Here is a 16,052-nt window from a genome sequence, read left to right on the forward strand (position 1 = left end):
TAACGGGAGTGTGCTGGAACCCCGATGCGTAAGTTTCTCGCCTTCATCTTGATCTTCCTGCTGGTGATGGTCGTGGTCGCCGACCGCGGGCTCCACTCGGCCGCGCAGAACGAGATCGCCAAGCGTGTAAGCCAGCGGTACCAGCTGTCCTCGGAGCCCGAGGTCACCATCGGCGGCTTCCCCTTCCTGACCCAGGCGATCGGCGGGGAGTACTCCGAGATCCACATCGTCACCGGCGCGATGACCGTCAACGACGTCAGCCTCGACCGCGTCGACGTCACCGCCCGCGACGTCCAGGCGGCTATCGGCGACCTGATGACCGAGCCGAAGGTGATCGCCAAGACCGCCGACGCCACGGTGATGCTTCCCTACAGCGAGCTCCAGTCGCGGCTCCCGCAGGGCATCGTCATCGAGAACAAGGACGGCAAGCCGCGGATGACCGGTGACCTCGCGGTTCCCGGCGGCATCAGCGTCCCGGTCGCTGCCGACCTCGACGTGTCCATCGACGGCGACGTCATCAAGGTCACGCCGTCCAGTATCGAGGTGAGCGATGCCCCCCCGATCCAACTCGGCTCGGCGGTCGAGGATCGGCTGACGGTCAGCTTCCAGGTCCCCCAGATGCCGTTCGACCTGCAAATCACCAAGATCGACGCGCTGCCCAACGGGGTCGAGGTGTCGGCCGAGGCGACCAATGTCAGGCTCGTGGGCGCGGCTTCGGAGGGGTAAGCCGCGCATGGGACCGGAGCAGCTCGCCGGCGGGGCGGTGGTCATCGCGACCCTCGCCGTGGCGACGCTGTTCGGCGCGCTGTGGCAGCGTGGCAACGGGCGGATGCGAGACGTGCGGCCGACCGCCGCCGCTGGCACCGGGAGACGCGGCGCGTCGCGGGGCGACCGCGCGGCCCCGAACGATGGAGGGACGGGCGTGAGCGAGGCCGACGGCGGAGCGGTCGAAGGTGGCGCAGCCAACGGCGGCGGTGTTACTGGCAGCGGCGTTAACGCCAGCAGTGTCGACGGCAGCGAGCCCGACGGCCTGTCCCTGACGGCCGAGGACATCGGGTCCCCGCTGGGGGAGCGGGCCACCCTGGTGCAGTTCTCCACCGCCTTCTGCCAGCCCTGCCGCGCCACTCGGCGGGTGCTCACCGAGGTCGCGGCCATGGTCGAGGGGGTCGCGCACGCCGAGATCGACGCCGAGTCGCGGCTCGACCTGGTCCGGCGGCTCGGCATCATGCGTACGCCCACCGTCCTCGTCCTCGACGCTCGCGGGCGCGTCACGCGACGGGCCAGCGGCCAGCCGCGCAAGGCCGACGTCATCGCCGCCCTGGGCTCCACCATCGACCCCTGAAGCACGCCCCGCGCCGACCCGCGCGGCCTTCGGGGGATGTGATCCGCCCCACTCGTGACATCCGCGCCCCCAACCCGTACGATCGTGACCGTGACTTCTCCGACAGATGCGCTTTTGACGAAGCGACGCGCCGTGGACTTCTGCCGCGTCGCCACCGCACTCTGTCGCGCTTCCCGCTAGAGCGGATCTCCGCGGTGCGCCCGCGCCCCGGATCCGGCCCACGGCCAGCCTTCCGTTAGCACGGAGGACGAGCCGGGCCATCGCCTCTCGCCCCTCCCGCACCGCTCACGCAGCTGGGAAGCCCATCATGCAGGTCGACCCTCGCGGACAGCGATTCGCCGCCGTCGTCACCACCGTCGTTCTCGCCCTCGTCCTGATCACCGGTAGCCACTGGCTCCTGGCCTTTCAGGCGCTGGTGTTCGCCGTCGCCGTGATGATCGGCGTCCGCCACTCGCCTTACGCGTGGATCTTCGCCCGCTTCGTGCGCCCCAGGCTCGGTGCTCCCCCGGAGCTGGAGGACGCGGCCCCGCCGCGGTTCGCCCAGGGGGTGGGGCTGGCCTTCGCCCTCGTGGGGCTCGCCGGTTACCTGTTCGTCGGTTCCTGGCTGGGGATGGTCGCCACGGCATTCGCTCTCTTCGCCGCTTTTCTCAACGCCGCCTTCGGCTTCTGCCTCGGCTGCGAGATGTACCTTCTGCTCCGCCGCCTGCCCCTCCCGGGCAAGGCCGCATAGGCGCGGCTCGGTGGTTTCAGATGGGGAAGCGCATCACACCGGTGCGTGGGTAGGGACAAACCACATCCGGTGTCCCAAGCACACGGACGACACACAACCGACCGATTCGGCCGCTGAGGCCATCGCAGGCAACGATCTATGAGGAGGATCCCCATGAGCCGCTCCGACGTCCTTGTGGACGCCGACTGGGTGGAGGCTCACCTGAACGACCCAAGCGTCGTTCTCGTGGAGGTTGACGAAGACACCTCGGCCTACGACAAGGGGCACATCCCCAACGCCATCAAGATCGACTGGAAGAAGGACCTCCAGGACCCGGTCCGGCGCGACTTCATCGACAAGACCGGCTTCGAGAAACTGCTCTCCGAGCGCGGTATCTCCAACGACGACACCGTCGTCCTCTACGGCGGCAACAACAACTGGTTCGCCGCCTACGCCTACTGGTACTTCCGCCTGTACGGCCACCAGAAGGTGCGGCTGCTCGACGGCGGCCGGAAGAAGTGGGAGCTCGACTCCCGCGAGCTGGTGGAGGAGGTGCCCGAGCGCCCGAAGACCTCCTACAGCGCCAAGGACCAGGACCGCTCCATCCGGGCCTTCCGCGAGGAGGTCGTCGACGCCATCGGCACCAAGGATCTGGTGGACGTGCGCTCGCCCGACGAGTTCGTCGGCAAGCTCCTCGCCCCGGCCCACCTGCCGCAGGAGACCTCGCAGCGGCCCGGCCACATTCCGACCGCCCGGAACATCCCGTGGGCCAAGACCGCCAACGAGGACGGCACGTTCAAGTCCAACGATGAGCTGCGTGAGCTCTACACCGAGGCCGGTGTGGATCTGAACAAGGACATCATCGCCTACTGCCGCATCGGCGAGCGCTCGTCGCACACCTGGTTCGCCCTGCACGAGCTGCTCGGCCTGGAGAACGTGAAGAACTACGACGGTTCATGGACCGAATACGGCTCGCTCGTCGGCGTGCCGATCGAACTTGGGGAGGCCCAGTGAGTGACAACGGATGCGGAGCGCCGGTCGGCGGCGTCGCCCTCGCCAACGCGGACGCCGGTGACCAGGCGGTCATCCAGGGTGTCGTGAAGCGCGACGGCGCTCCGCTGCGCGGCGCCTACGCGCGGCTGCTCAACGCCTCGGGTGACTTCGTCGGCGAGGTCGCCACCGGCGACGAGGGAACGTTCCGCTTCTTCGCCGCCGATGGGGACTGGAAGGTCCGCGTGCTCGCCTCCCAGGGCTTCACCGCGGAGTACGACGTCACGGCCGAGGTGGGCAAGGTCATCGACCTCCAGGTCGAGGCCTGAACGTCCGGCAGGCCCGTGACGCCGCCCGATCCGGCACCGAGCGCGTGCCCGCAGAAGGACTTCCCTTCTGCGGGCACGCGCTCGTCTTTGCCCCTAGGGACACGGCGAAAACCCGCGAATTCGTCCGGAGCGCCCCCGTCCCCGCCCCCACCAGGCGATGATCATGGGGATTCTCCCGGCAAAGCGGACCGAACCGGGTTCCTGACCATGATCATCGCGCAGAAAGGTTCCGGACAGCGCCATTCCCGACGTTGGGGGCGCCCGGCCTAGCCACGCCTGGCCCGTCAGGGGACCGGCGAGCCCCAACCCCCGCCGCGCTCGGCGCCGCCGTGACCGCTCGGCCGGGCAGCTTCCCGGAGTGCGCGCCCCCGACGCTGGCCCGACCCGGCCCTGTCTGCCAGGAGACGGGTACCCCGGCACCCTCCCCGCTGTGTCGGCGCTATGGGGTGCGATGATTCGCTTCCATGACTCCCGTGATCCTCTCCGCCGTTCTCGGTGCCGCACTGCTGCACGCCATGTGGAACGCGATCGCGCACGCGATCACCGACCGCCTTCTCGGCTTCGCGCTGATCGGTGTCTCCGGAATGGTCTGCGGCGGGGCGCTGGCCGTGGCCACCGGGCCGCCCGCACCGGAAGTCTGGCCGTTCCTGCTGGGTTCGGCGCTGGTGCACGTGCTCTACATGGGCCTGCTCATGCTCTCCTACCGGAGCGGGGAATTCGGTCAGGTTTATCCGCTCGCCCGGGGGACGGCGCCGTGGGTCGTGGCGCTGGTCGCCACTCTTGTCATCGGTGAGGCGCTGCCCCCGCTCCACCTGGCCGGGGTGCTGGTCATCTCCGCTGGGCTGATGGTGCTGGTGCTCGCCGGTGGACGGCCCCGACCTGGCCAGGCCCCGGCGCTGCTCGCCGCCGTCGCCACCGGTCTGGCGATCGCGGGCTACACCGTCATCGACGGCACCGGGGCGCGCCTGTCCGGGGATACCACCGGGTACCTGGGCTGGCTCATGCTGCTGCAAGGGCCGGTGTTCATGATCGTCGCGGTCATCACCCGCCGGGGGCGGCTCGTGGAGCAGCTGCGCCCGATCTGGCGCGTTGGCGCCCTGGGCGGCGCGTTGAGCGCGGGCGCCTACGGTCTGGTGCTGTGGGCGCAGACCCAAGGGGCGCTGGCGAGTGTCGCGGCCCTGCGCGAGACCAGCATTATCTTCGGCGCCATCATCGGCACGGTCGCCTTCAAGGAGAGTTTCGGCCATGTCCGATCTATCTCCTCGATTGCTGTCGTGACCGGTATCGTCCTGCTCGCGCTTTGAATTACCGGTCACGTTATTTTCAGCGAGGTCGTGACAACTCGGCTACCGCCTGAAACCATTCCACCGTACCCATCCCGATCTCCCCGGCTCCCGTGGCCCGGGCAGGAGGTGCGACGCGGTGGCAGCCCCTCGATCAGGAGTACAGACCGGGCTGACCTACATCGGATGGCGCCATGAGCTACTGGTTCCGGACCCCGGTCCGGCGCCCCGCCGTCCCGCACCCCCGGAGAGCGTCGCCATCACCGAGGAGTGGCGCGCCGCCCAGTGGCGCCACGAGGCGAGAACGAACCGGCCCCTCACCGCCCTCCTGGCCCTGCTGGCCCTCGTAGCCGTGGTCTGCGTCGGCCTGTGGCCGATGCGCATCCTCCCCGGACTTGTCGCGCTGGGCCTGTGCCTGGCCTGCCTCGCTATGGCTGTGCCCATCGTGGTCGCCCTGCTGCAGAGTCGCCAGGCGATGGCCGAGCGCCTGCGCCGGGAGGAGGCCCGCCTCGCCGAAGAGCAGGAGCGGCTCGACGCGGAACAGCGCGAGCGTCTGGAGGAGCACGCCCGTCAGTACGCGGAATGGCAGACCCGCCAGCGCGCCTTCGAGGCGCAGCCCCGCTGGTACGGGGTGCGGGTGCCCGAGAACGCCGGAACCATGGTCGTCGCGGGAGGAACCGACGCCGGCTGGTCGGCCCTGCTCACCACCATCGGGGCGTCGCGGCTGCGCAGCGGGCGCGACCTGACCGTCGTGGACCTCTCCGGCCGCGCCCTCGCCCGCGACCTCATGGCGTTGGTCAAGCGCTGCGGCATCACACCGCGCATCCGCGTCCTCCCCGCTGGCCTGCAGCGGCTCCACCTCGGCACCGACCTCGACGGGGCGCAGCGCGCCCGCATCCTCTCGTCGGTCGCCTCGGCCCTCGACCCCAAGGCCGACATCGACATCGACGAGATGCTGCTCCTGCAGATCCTTGAGGTCGTCGGCCCGGGGGCGAGCGTCTCCGCTGTCATCGGCGGACTGCGCGCCCTGGCCGACCCCGGCGAAGGAGCGGCGGTCCGGAGCGACCCCGCTCTGATGCTGCTCAGCCCGGAGCAGCGGGCCGAGGTCCGCGCCCGCTGCGGGGCGGACCGGTCGGTCATGGAGCGCGCCTGGGAACTGGAGCGGCACATCGCCCCCTTCGAGGGCATCGGTACGCGCTGCGGCGACGAGCCCTACGCGCAGATCAAGGTGATCGCCACCGACCGCGCCGCGGGGGACGTCTCCACGCGCGCCTACGGCACCTACGCCGTCGCCGCCCTGCGCGAGCTGCTGGAGCTGCGCTCCCGCGGTCCCCACAACGAGCGGCGCGCCCCCCGGCCGTGGGCCAACACCATCGTGGTGTGCGGCGCCGACGTGCTCCCGGCCGCCGAGATCGATCGGCTGATCGGCGCGGCCTCATGGTCCGGAGTCGGCCTGGTGCTGATGATCCGCGAGGTCGGCGAACGCACGGCGCACCGCCTGGCCGCCCCCGGCGTGTTCCCCGTTCTCATGCGCCAGCCCACCTCCGCGTCGGCGGCGCGCGCCGCCTCCTGGCTGGCGACCGGGCGCGTGGCGGCCTCCGCCGCGGCGGGAGCAGCGGCCGAGAAGGCGGGGGTTGGGGAGGCGGGTGACGTGGAGGCGCTGGCCGCGAGCAACGGCCACCGGGTGGCGGTACGGCTCCGGATGCACCAGCTCACCGAGGTCATCGGCGAGGCGCTGAACGACACGGTGGGCGGGGGCTACGTAGCCGAGGACAGCGAGGGCGTCACCGCCCCGGTGCCCGTGCGCACCGCGGCTCCGCCGGTCACCCCGCTCAACCTGGCCAAGAACATGCGCGTGGCCACCGCCTGGGGCCGCGCCACCACCCAGGCGGCCGAGATCGGCGAGACCGACGGCACGGGTCCGGTCAGCGACTACCAGCTCGACCCGCACGGCTTGCGCACCCTGCCGCCGACGGCGATGGTCGTCCCCGGTGACGCGGGGCCGGTCCTCACCGACGCCAACCCGGGCATCCTGACCCTGCCCACCGCCACTCTCAGCACCGTCGAGGAGTCCCGTGGGGAACCGGCCCGCCCGCTGGCGCCCCCCACCGCTGATCCGGGGGCCGCGCACCCCAATGTCGGCCCGCCTCCTGAGCGCCTGGACTGGCGCGCGGTCTGATCGTGCACCGGCCGCACCGGCCCCCAACGCGCCCGAAGCGGGCGTCCGTCCGAGGTCCGCGTCCCTTTTGGTCCCACAAGAGGCCACGGGCAATAGGCTTAGGAGGCGCCGCCACTCGCGTCAGGCGCCTTTTCGAACTGCCTTCCGGCAGCCACCTCCAGCAGCAATTTAGTGGGGATCATGAGCGAACTTCCCTTGCGCGCCCAGTTGGCCGCGGTCTTGGGCAAGGGCGCGGCCACGCTGTCCCGGGCCACCGGGCGCGGCGACGGTTCCGTCATCGGCGGCCGGGTCGCGCTCAAGGTCGAGCCGGAGCTCCTCGCCAAACTCGCCCGCGGACGCAGGCTGACGCTGGTCAGCGCGACGAATGGCAAGACCACGACGACCCGGTTGATCGCGTCGGCGCTGCGTGAACTCGGTGAGATCGCGACCAACGAGCACGGTGCGAACATGCCGACCGGGCACATCACCGCCCTGGCGAACGCCCCGGACGCCCGCAACGCCGTCCTTGAGGTCGACGAGAAATACCTGCCGCAGGTCCTGCGCGACACCAGTCCGGCGGTCGTCGTGCTGATGAACCTGAGCCGCGACCAGATGGACCGCGCCTCCGAGATCAACCTGCTCGCCAAGAAGTGGCGCGACGCGCTGCGCCGCAGCGAGGCGCACGTCGTCGCCAACGCCGACGACCCCCTCGTCGCGTGGGCGGGCCTCGGCGCGCGGCACGCCACCTGGGTGGCGGCGGGGCAGCGCTGGAAGGAGGACTCCTGGTGTTGCCCGGAGTGCGGCGGCCACCTCAAACGTGAGCCCGATCCCCACTGGGAGTGCCCCGAGTGCGGGCTGAGCCGCCCGGAGACGAGCTGGGCCGTCGACAACGAGAACGACACCATCATCGACTCCAACGGCCAGCCGATGCGGCTGGAGCTCGGCCTGCCCGGCGACGCCAACCGCGCGAACGCGGCCGTGGCCGTGGCCACCGCCGCCGCCTACGGCATCCACCCCAAGCAGTCGCTGCCGCGGCTGCGCGAGATCCGCTCGGTGGCCGGGCGCTACACCTCCGTTGTCACCGACGGCGTCGAGGTGCGGCTGCTGCTCGCCAAGAACCCGGCCGGGTGGCTGGAGTCGTTCGCGGTGCTCAGCCAGCCGCACGTGCCGGTGATCCTGTCCGTCAACGCGCAGATCCCCGACGGTAAGGACACCTCCTGGCTCTGGGACGTCGACTACACCGTGCTGCGCGGGCGGCGGGTCTTCGTCATGGGCGAGCGCCGTACCGACCTGGCGCTCCGGCTGGAGACCGACGGGGTCCCGTTCCAGGTCGCCGACACGGTCGCCGACGTCGTCAGCCACGTCAAGGCGGAGCAGTCCGGCATCACGCAGATCGACGTCATCGCCAACTACACGGCCTTCCAGCAGATCCGCGCGGCCTACGGCCGCGTGCAGTAGGAGGGGGGACCCCATGAGCGACTCCAGCAGCGCCCTGCGCCTCGTCTGGATCTATCCCGACCTGCTCAGCACCTACGGCGACAAGGGCAACGTGCTCGTGCTGCGCCGCCGCGCGGAGCTGCGCGGCATCCCGGTGGAGGAGGTGCACGTCCACTCCAGTGACCCGGTCCCGGCCGAGGGCGACATCTACCTGCTGGGCGGTGGTGAGGACCGGCCGCAGATCCTCGCGGCGGACCGGCTGCGCTCCGACGGCGGGTTGAAGCGGGCGGCGGAGCGCGGCGCCTGCGTCTTCGCGGTCTGCGCCGGCTACCAGATCATCGGCGAGAGCTACGGTGACGACGACGATAACCCGCTGCCGGGCGTGGGCATCCTGGACATCCGCAGCGGGCGCGGCCAGGTACGCGGGGTCGGCGAGATCGTGGCCGACGTCGATCCGTCCTTGGGTGTCGGGCGTATCACCGGTTTCGAGAACCACCAGGGCCGGACCGCGATCGGGTCGTCGGCTATGCCGCTGTCCCGTGTGGCCAGGGGCGTCGGTAACGACGACGGCCAGACCGAGGGCGCCGTCCAGGGCCAGATTCTTGGCACTTACCTGCACGGTCCCGCGCTGCCGCGCAACCCGGAGCTCGCCGATCTGCTGCTGCGCTGGCGCGTCGGGGAGATCCCGCCGCTGGAGCCGTCGTGGGGCGAGCGCCTGCACGAGGAGCGGCTCGCGGCCGTCCTGTAAGGACCCCGCCGCTGCGGCGTCGCGCACGTCCCCGCCTCCGCCGGGGGGTCGGCGGAGGCGGACGGGCCCGGGGCAGGCACAGTGCTGGGCAGAGACGGAGCGGGGGCAGAGACAGAGAAGCGCTGAAGGGCGGTGCCCCCTGTCATGGGGGTCACCGCCCTTCAGCGTTGCGGCATCCTCGGCGGGGCGCGCGTGTCCAGGCGTGCTACAGGAGGATCAGCAGGGCGGCCAGCAGGATCAGTGCGATGGGCAGCAGGCCGAACCCGAGCAGCTCCTTGTGCCAGTCGGCGTTGATCATCTCCTGCTCGGTGTGGGTGGAGATGATCACCGGGTCCTCTTCGGTGCCCTCGATCACCATGTCGCCGTCCTCGTTGCGGCGCGCCAGACCGCCGACGAACAGCTCCTGCCCGGGGCGGATGACCCACTCCTTGTAGGTGCAGCCGGGGGTGAGGCCGGCGGGGCCGATGACCGTGGTGCTGGTGCACTTGTCCTTGCCCACGGCGGCCAGCTGTGCGGGAGAGAGGATGTCGGCCGGCGGCTCCTCGCTCGCGACGAACTGGTCGACGGCGACCTCGGCATCGTCGACCTCGGCCCAGTCGGGCGCGCAGAGCACGCTTCCGGTCGCGTCCGTCAGCCGGAACGGCTCATGGGAGTGGAGCCCGAACAGTCGCTCGACCTCAAGGCGGTCTCCCGGTCCCCGCTCTTCCCGGTAGTGGTGGTGGGTGACCTCCACGCGGAACCAGACACACGGTGTCTGCGAGTAGGGGGAGGTCAGCAGGCCTCCCGGCCCCTCGGCGGCGGTCGCGTTGATCTCGGCCCGTGACGGCAGCCGTTCGCATGCCTGCAGACCACCCGCCGTGTAGTCGGGGGTCAACTCAAGCCGCCGACGGTGCCGGTGCGCCCGCATGGCGCGCAGCCACAGGAAGGCACTGAAGCCGACCAGAGCTAGCGCGATCAGCTGGAGTGTTGGCGCTACTTCATCCACGGTGTCGTCCTCGTGAACCGATGCGAGTCAATGATTATTCTGGCAGGTCAAGGGGCATTGCCCGATGCCGAATCCATCTGTATCCCGAGGCGAATCCACGGGGCAATGATTTCGGGTGTTCAGGTTTCGCTAATAGAGGCCCTGGGTAGTCCAGTTCGACGTGCTCTTCGGGTGCGCGGAAGGCCTACGGCTGATGGTGTTCCGTGCACACATCAGACGCGGAACACATCGCCCCGGTTCCCCGTGGTGGCAAAGAGCACACACATATAAGGATAGGGCCGGTCGTGTGACCGGCCCCGTCGTCGTGTCCGATTGTGGCCGCGTGTTTCCGCGCTCGTCATCCGGCCGGTTGTCAGGCCGGGCGGCGCCTGAGGCTGATCTGGGCGTTGGCGCCGGTGTCCGGGTCGACGACGACCTCCTGCCCGGCCGCGATGCCGTCCACGACGAACTCGGCGTCGACGGGAACATTGCGCTTGACCAGACCGAGCGCGATCGGACCGAGGTCGTGGTGCCGGGCGGAGGAGCCGACGGCACCGACGGCGCGGCCGTTGAGTTCGAGCGACGCGCCCCGCTCGGGCAGGCGCTCGGCGGTGCCGTCCAGGTGCAGCATCACCAGGCGCCGCGGCGGGCGCCCCAGGTTGTGTACCCGCGCGACCGTCTCCTGGCCCGGGTAGCAGCCCTTCTCCAGGTGGACGGCGCGGCCGATCCAGTTCATCTCGTGGGGGATGCTGCGGTGGTCGGTGTCCAGGCCGAGGCGGGGGCGGTGCTCGGCGATGCGCCGGGCCTCATAGGCCCACATCCCCACCGGGCGGACCCCGGCGGCGGTGAGCGCCTCGGCGACGGGCACGAGGGCGTCGGCCGGAAGGAAGAGGTCGGTCTCGTCCTCGGCGCGGCGCACGGGAACGTCCCGCAGTTGGTCGGCGACGGCCTCCAGCGCCTTCTCCCGGTCGGGGCCGGCCAGCGTGAGGACGCGGCAGCGGTCACCGAGGTCGTCGACCTCCACGCGGAGCATGAACCGCATGGAGTCCAGGAACTCCGCGAGGTCGGCGGCGGCGCCGGGCTCGGTGTGCGCCCAGACGGCCGTGCCGTCCTCGACGATCGACAGGTGGAACCGGATGTGGCCCTTGGTGTCCATCACCAGGGCCTCGGTGGCGGTGCCCGGCGCGATGCCGTCCAGGAACTGGCTGGTGAGGCTGTGCAGCCAGCTCAGGCGGTCGGGGCCGGTCACGCGGACGACGCCGCGGTTGCCGCGGTCGATCCATCCGGCGGTGTCCTCCAGCGCGCGGCCCTCGTGGGCGGGTTCCCCGTAGTGGGCGGCGACGTCGGCGTCCGGGGGCTCGGCGGCGACGGCCCCGGGGCGCGTCAACAGCGGCGAAGTCATACTTCGAGCCTACGCGGTCCCGGTGCCCCGATCCGCGTCCTGTACGCCCGTCGCGGCGCGGCAGCGGTGGCACTGGCCCATCACCGTCAGGTGGCGGGCGTCGGCCTCGAAGTCGAGGTCGTGGCGGAGCCGCTCGACCAGCGGGTCGGCCAGATCGAGCGCGGTGTCGGTGACCTCGCCGCAGCCCCGGCACACCACGTGCAGGTGGTCGGCCTCCTCCGCGAGGTGGTAGGAGGGCGCGCCCGCACCGAGGTGGGTGTGCGTGATCAGTCCGACCTTTTCCAGCAGGTCGAGGGTCCGGTAGACGGTCGAGAGGTTGAGCCCGCTGGCGGTCTTCTGCACCCGGGTGCAGATGGCGTCGGGGGTGGCGTGCTCCAGCTCCCGGACGGCTTCGAGGACCAGCTGCCGCTGCGGCGTCACGCGGTAGCCGCGAGTGCGCAGCTCTTCACGCCAAGTGAGGTGCGACATGGTTTCGAGTCTAAGCGGTCGCGGGGTGATACCCGCCACGCCCGGGTCGGGCGTCAAGGTCGTGAAAAAACATTTGCCGCACGGGCGGCAGCGGACATAACGTCAGACCCACGCAGGAAAGGAGGTGGTCCTAACAGTGAATGCTTTGAGGACTTGCGAGGTGTCCGCCCGCTAGGGCGACACGAGTCATCGGATCGCTCTGGCGAATCCACAGTGGACACCCGGATCCCCGGGCAGCCGGATCTTGTCCTGCCGGCCCCGCCGCCCAGCGGAGGGAAGCGCCCGGGGATCTGTCATGCCCGCATGATCCGCGGCCGCCGGGGCGACACGGCCCCGACCCCCGGTCAGCTCCGCGGGGCCGCCTGCTTGAGCTGGGCGGACATGTAGGAGCGCAGCTCTTGGCCGTGCGCGGCCATGTCCCAGGCGTATCCCAGGGTCTCGCGGTTGTCGCCGAACAGCCCGTAGAGCCGGTGCCCGGCGGTGACGTGCTTGCCCGTTTCGGTGCGCAGCACCACGTCAGTCGACATCTCCACGCGGTGGGCGAAGATGTTGCCCAGGTAGAGCTCGGTGAAGCCCTCGGGGTGCGAGATCAGCACCTCCAGGTGGATGGTCGGAGCTTCGCCGGTGGGCTCCGTCCCCTCCTCCGCCTCCGACGGGCGAATCCGCCAGAAGCCGGACTCGGAGGTCACGAAGTCGCCGAGGGAGCCGTCTTGGTTGATCCGCCAGACGCGGCTGCGGTAGTTCAGGTAGGGCTCTCCGTCGTGCGTGAACTCGATCTCCTGGCCGAACTGGAACTCGTCCATGTCCGTGTAGCCGGCGACGCCGACACCTTCCCAGCGACCGATCAGGAACGACAGCTTCTCAAGATCGGGGTGCACCTCAGGCTGCATAATGTCCGAGGGTAGCCGCGGTGCGGGAGTGGCCTGTGCACTTTTCTCGTGCTGGTCTCGCCCGCCCCGGCACGCTCGTCCGAATACCGGTGGCTGTTTTGTCCGTTGCTGGTGAGCATGTGGCGTGCCCCCGCCGGCCGACGCCGAGGCGCTTCGGCGGGACCGTACCGTGCCAGTGACGCCGGCCCCCGGGAACTCGGTGTCACGCGACGTGTGCGACGTGCCAGGACATGCCGCGTCTTCCCTCGAACCGCGTGTTATCAATCTGTAATTTACGGTTCTGTCGTCCGCGTCGGGTATCAACGTTGAGCGCTCCCGACCTGGGAAATCGGCCGCGATCAGGGGCCGTGGCGGGGTTCCGCCGCTACATCCGTTCCCGCGGAACCTGGTAAAGAAGATGCCAATGCCACGACGATGTGTGGACGGCGAGTCACAGAAAAGAGGCGGCCCGTGTTGCTGGCGATCGGGGTAGTGCTGCTGCTCGGCGCTGCGATCCTGGCACCCCTGGCCATCCGGGCGGTGCGCAGATGGTCTCTGCACCGGGGCATCGCCGAGGTGCGCCCCCGGGCGCTGGCCACGTGTGCCGGGCGGCAGGTCAGCGTTTCCGGAACCGCCGTACCCGGCCCTAAGGGTGTCATCGAGTCGGGGCTGGCCAGCGCTGAGTGCGTCTGGCACGGCCACGAGGTGCTGCGGCACTACTGGGCTCTCACCCGCAGCCCCGAAACCGCCGATCACGACCGGGAGCGCGCCTCGGACTCCATCGCCGACTACGGTTCCTCCGACCTGTTCGGCATCGTCGGCCCCGGCGGCTCCACCGGCGGGTCCCCGGTCCTGATCGATCCCGAGGACGCCGCGCTGTCCGGCGCCCACATGTGCCTGCAACGCGTCGTCGGCCGTCCGCAGCCCGGTGTTCCCGCCCAGGCCGACGACCTCTTGCCCCGGGTCAAGGGGAAGATCTCCGGTCTCTTCCGCGGCGAGACCATCGAGTTCGAGTACCGCGAGTGGGTGCTGCGCCCCGGCGACCCGATCGTCGTCCACGGGCGCCTGGAGATGCGCGACGGGCGCCCGGTGATTACCGCGCCACTCGACGGCCGGCTCCGCATCGAGCAGGGCGGCGACCGCCCGGAGGCCCCGTCCGCGCACCGTGCCACGGACGCGCTGCTGCTCAGCGGCAGTGCGGTAGTGACCGCCTGCACCGGTGTGCTGCTGGTATTCGCCGGAGCCTGAGGCGCCACGGACGGCCGTCGCGAGGGGTACGCTCCACCGGCGGTCTCCCACGGCTACGCTGGCCCCATGAGTCGCTCATTGGTGATCAAGGCCACGTCCGGTGAGGATGCCCCGGAACGGTGCAATCAGGCGTTCACGGTCGCCGCCGCGGCGGTGGCCAGTGGTGTCGAGGTGTCGCTGTGGCTCACCGGTGAGGCCAGCTGGCTCGCCGTCCCCGGCCGGGCCGAGTCCTTCTCTCTGCCGCACGCGGCGCCGCTCAGCGACCTGCTCCAGGGCGTCCTGGCCGCCGGACAGGTCACCGTCTGCACCCAGTGCGCCGCCCGCCGGGGCCTCACCGAGGACGACCTGATCGACGGCGTGCGCATCGCGGGCGCCCCGACCTTCGTCGAGGAGGCCACCGCCGACGGCGTGCAGGCACTGGTGTACTAGTACTCGACGGCCGGCGACAGGCGGGACCCGGGCCCGCGGCCCGCTGGGCGGTCTCGTCGGCGTCCGCGGTTTCCCGCGATGATCACGCGGATCGTCGGGGCACATCCGTGGGCCACATCCGCGGGGCGAACTGCTGGGCGAATCGGGCGCAATCACCGGCGTGCGCCGTGATCACCGCCGGGTGAGGGTCACCGGAAAAGCGAAAGGCCCGCGTCCCCAACGGGAGCGCGGGCCGTGGACAGCGGGGGCTTCGCTACTTCTTGCCCTGGTTCTTCACGGCCTCGATCGCGGCCTTGGCGGCCTCGGGGTCGAGGTACTCGCCGCCGGTCTTGCGCGGTGTGAAGTCGTCGTTGAGCTCGTAGACGAGGGGGATACCGGTCGGGATGTTGAGCCCGGCGATGGTCTCGTCGTCGATCCCGTCCAGGTGCTTGACCAGCGCGCGCAGCGAGTTGCCGTGCGCCGCGACCAGGACGGTGCGCCCGGCGGCCAGGTCCGGCACGATCTGGTCGTACCAGTAGGGGAGCATCCGGTCGACGACGTCGGCCAGGCACTCCGTGCGCGGCATCAGCTCGCTCGGGAGCTGGGCGTAGCGCCGGTCGCCCACCTGGGAGTAGGGGTCGTTGTCGGCGATCGGCGGCGGAGGGGTGTCGTAGGAGCGGCGCCACACCATGAACTGCTCGTCGCCGTACTCCTCGCGCGTCTGGGCCTTGTCCTTGCCCTGGAGCGCGCCGTAGTGGCGCTCGTTGAGCCGCCACGAGCGCCGCACCGGGAGCCAGTGCAGGTCGGCGGCCTCCAGGGCGAGGTTGGCCGTGCGGATCGCGCGCTTGAGCACTGACGTGTGCACGATGTCGGGGCGAAGGTCGGCCTCGTGCAGCAGCTTGCCGCCCCTGCGCGCCTCCTCCTCGCCCGTAGCGGAAAGGTCGACGTCCACCCAGCCGGTGAACAGTCCTTCGGCGTTCCAGACACTTTCGCCGTGTCGAAGTAGAACCAGTGTCCCCATGGTGGCCAGCCTAGCGAGTCGGTGCCCCCGCCCCGACCTCGCCTTCCGCTTGGAGCCTCTCCTCCGTTGATCTCGGCGGTATCGACCGAATTATGGTGATGGTGGCATTCGGTCGATACCGCCGAGATCAGCGGAAGTGGGGGGGTTACCCGGGGCCCGGGCTCTCGATCAGGTGCCGGAAGGCCTCCAGGTTGCGCAGGCTGTACCCGCTGCTCTCGCGCCAGGCCCACTCCTTGCGGATGGAGGACGCGAACCCGCGCTCCAGCGCCGCGTTGAAGTTCTCGTCGGAGTAGGTGAGCACGCAGCCCAGCAGCCGGTCCACCTCGTGCGGGGTGACGGCGGCCAGCGGCATCCGGCCGGTGATGTAGACGTCCCCGTTGTCATCGGCGGAGAAGGCCATGCCGTACATGTCCTCGTTCAACTGCAGCAACCAGCGGTAGAACCCGCCCTCGTTCTCGTCCGGCCGACGGCAGAAGAACGTCTTGACCAGGAGGCTGTGCTCCCCGACGTTCAGCCAGACCAGCGTCTTGAGCTTGCGCACGCCCGGCAGGGTGATCAGGAACGCTTCGGGGCGCGGACGCTCGAATTCGAGCTCCGCCTCTTTGACCGCGGTCTCGATCGCGGTGGTGGCGTCGGCCTGGTGCTGCGTCGGCATCGGTGTTCCTCGTGTGCGAGT

18 protein-coding genes are annotated in these 16,052 nt (G+C 70.4%); 12 read left to right on the forward strand and 6 right to left on the reverse strand.

Annotation, left to right across the window (positions count from 1 at the left end):
* Nucleotides 1-24: 24 nt before the first annotated feature.
* The 10 genes from ABD259_RS02100 to ABD259_RS02140 all read left to right on the forward strand — a co-directional run bounded on the left by ABD259_RS02100 (nucleotide 25) and on the right by ABD259_RS02140 (nucleotide 8,996).
* Nucleotides 25-726, forward strand: coding sequence for an LmeA family phospholipid-binding protein (locus tag ABD259_RS02100; protein ID WP_344159797.1), 702 nt, complete (start codon nucleotides 25-27; stop codon nucleotides 724-726).
* A gap of 304 nt (nucleotides 727-1,030) precedes the next feature.
* Nucleotides 1,031-1,342 (forward strand): thioredoxin family protein, encoded by a 312-nt coding sequence (locus ABD259_RS02105; protein ID WP_344160171.1) that lies wholly within the window; start codon nucleotides 1,031-1,033, stop codon nucleotides 1,340-1,342.
* 90 nt (nucleotides 1,343-1,432) lie between these two features.
* Complete coding sequence (locus tag ABD259_RS25780; RefSeq protein WP_394340776.1) at nucleotides 1,433-1,522, forward strand: putative leader peptide; 90 nt, start codon at nucleotides 1,433-1,435, stop codon at nucleotides 1,520-1,522.
* Nucleotides 1,523-1,649: 127 nt separating this feature from the next.
* A complete protein-coding gene (locus ABD259_RS02110; RefSeq protein ID WP_344099582.1) occupies nucleotides 1,650-2,072 on the forward strand; it encodes a DUF4395 domain-containing protein in 423 nt (140 codons plus the stop codon).
* A gap of 153 nt (nucleotides 2,073-2,225) precedes the next feature.
* The gene (locus ABD259_RS02115) at nucleotides 2,226-3,065 is read left to right on the forward strand and encodes a sulfurtransferase (protein ID WP_344099580.1); all 840 of its coding nucleotides are present in this window, start codon (nucleotides 2,226-2,228) and stop codon (nucleotides 3,063-3,065) included.
* On the forward strand, nucleotides 3,062-3,370 hold the full coding sequence (locus tag ABD259_RS02120; protein WP_344099578.1) for a DUF1416 domain-containing protein: 309 nt from the start codon (nucleotides 3,062-3,064) through the stop codon (nucleotides 3,368-3,370). Before ABD259_RS02115 ends, ABD259_RS02120 begins: the two co-directional genes overlap by 4 nt.
* Nucleotides 3,371-3,834: 464 nt before the next feature.
* Entirely contained in the window at nucleotides 3,835-4,674 is an 840-nt protein-coding gene (locus tag ABD259_RS02125) for an EamA family transporter (RefSeq protein ID WP_344099576.1), read from the forward strand.
* A gap of 118 nt (nucleotides 4,675-4,792) precedes the next feature.
* Nucleotides 4,793-6,832: a hypothetical protein gene (locus tag ABD259_RS02130; RefSeq protein WP_344159800.1), complete on the forward strand. Its 2,040-nt coding sequence runs from the start codon at nucleotides 4,793-4,795 to the stop codon at nucleotides 6,830-6,832.
* Nucleotides 6,833-7,012: 180 nt separating this feature from the next.
* Nucleotides 7,013-8,269 carry a MurT ligase domain-containing protein gene (locus ABD259_RS02135; protein WP_344099572.1) on the forward strand — a complete coding sequence of 419 codons (1,257 nt, stop codon included), beginning with the start codon at nucleotides 7,013-7,015 and terminating at the stop codon, nucleotides 8,267-8,269.
* Nucleotides 8,270-8,282: 13 nt separating this feature from the next.
* Nucleotides 8,283-8,996: a type 1 glutamine amidotransferase gene (locus ABD259_RS02140; RefSeq protein ID WP_344159803.1), complete on the forward strand. Its 714-nt coding sequence runs from the start codon at nucleotides 8,283-8,285 to the stop codon at nucleotides 8,994-8,996.
* Between the two features lie 205 nt (nucleotides 8,997-9,201).
* Here ABD259_RS02140 and ABD259_RS02145 read toward each other — a convergent pair whose 3' ends face one another.
* From ABD259_RS02145 to ABD259_RS02160, 4 genes are all read right to left on the reverse strand, one after another.
* Complete coding sequence (locus ABD259_RS02145) at nucleotides 9,202-9,981, reverse strand: GIDE domain-containing protein (protein ID WP_344099568.1); 780 nt, start codon at nucleotides 9,979-9,981, stop codon at nucleotides 9,202-9,204.
* Between the two features lie 352 nt (nucleotides 9,982-10,333).
* Nucleotides 10,334-11,362, reverse strand: coding sequence for a CAF17-like 4Fe-4S cluster assembly/insertion protein YgfZ (gene ygfZ, locus ABD259_RS02150; protein WP_344099566.1), 1,029 nt, complete (start codon nucleotides 11,360-11,362; stop codon nucleotides 10,334-10,336).
* Nucleotides 11,363-11,371: 9 nt separating this feature from the next.
* Nucleotides 11,372-11,830, reverse strand: coding sequence for a Fur family transcriptional regulator (locus ABD259_RS02155; RefSeq protein WP_344099564.1), 459 nt, complete (start codon nucleotides 11,828-11,830; stop codon nucleotides 11,372-11,374).
* 344 nt (nucleotides 11,831-12,174) lie between these two features.
* Nucleotides 12,175-12,720: a nitrobindin family protein gene (locus tag ABD259_RS02160; RefSeq protein WP_344099562.1), complete on the reverse strand. Its 546-nt coding sequence runs from the start codon at nucleotides 12,718-12,720 to the stop codon at nucleotides 12,175-12,177.
* 450 nt (nucleotides 12,721-13,170) lie between these two features.
* Between ABD259_RS02160 and ABD259_RS02165 the strand changes: the two genes are divergently transcribed.
* Both ABD259_RS02165 and ABD259_RS02170 read left to right on the forward strand, forming a co-directional pair.
* Nucleotides 13,171-13,947 (forward strand): GIDE domain-containing protein, encoded by a 777-nt coding sequence (locus tag ABD259_RS02165; protein ID WP_425573474.1) that lies wholly within the window; start codon nucleotides 13,171-13,173, stop codon nucleotides 13,945-13,947.
* 66 nt (nucleotides 13,948-14,013) lie between these two features.
* Entirely contained in the window at nucleotides 14,014-14,376 is a 363-nt protein-coding gene (locus tag ABD259_RS02170; RefSeq protein WP_344099558.1) for a DsrE family protein, read from the forward strand.
* Between the two features lie 253 nt (nucleotides 14,377-14,629).
* Here ABD259_RS02170 and ABD259_RS02175 read toward each other — a convergent pair whose 3' ends face one another.
* Together ABD259_RS02175 and ABD259_RS02180 are read right to left on the reverse strand one after the other, a co-directional pair.
* The gene (locus ABD259_RS02175; RefSeq protein WP_344099556.1) at nucleotides 14,630-15,376 is read right to left on the reverse strand and encodes a phosphoglyceromutase; all 747 of its coding nucleotides are present in this window, start codon (nucleotides 15,374-15,376) and stop codon (nucleotides 14,630-14,632) included.
* A 145-nt stretch (nucleotides 15,377-15,521) separates the two neighbouring features.
* Complete coding sequence (locus ABD259_RS02180; protein ID WP_344099554.1) at nucleotides 15,522-16,031, reverse strand: YbjN domain-containing protein; 510 nt, start codon at nucleotides 16,029-16,031, stop codon at nucleotides 15,522-15,524.
* Nucleotides 16,032-16,052 lie beyond the last annotated feature (21 nt).

Source organism: Nocardiopsis rhodophaea, assembly GCF_039530945.1.
Classification (GTDB): domain Bacteria; phylum Actinomycetota; class Actinomycetes; order Streptosporangiales; family Streptosporangiaceae; genus Nocardiopsis_C; species Nocardiopsis_C rhodophaea.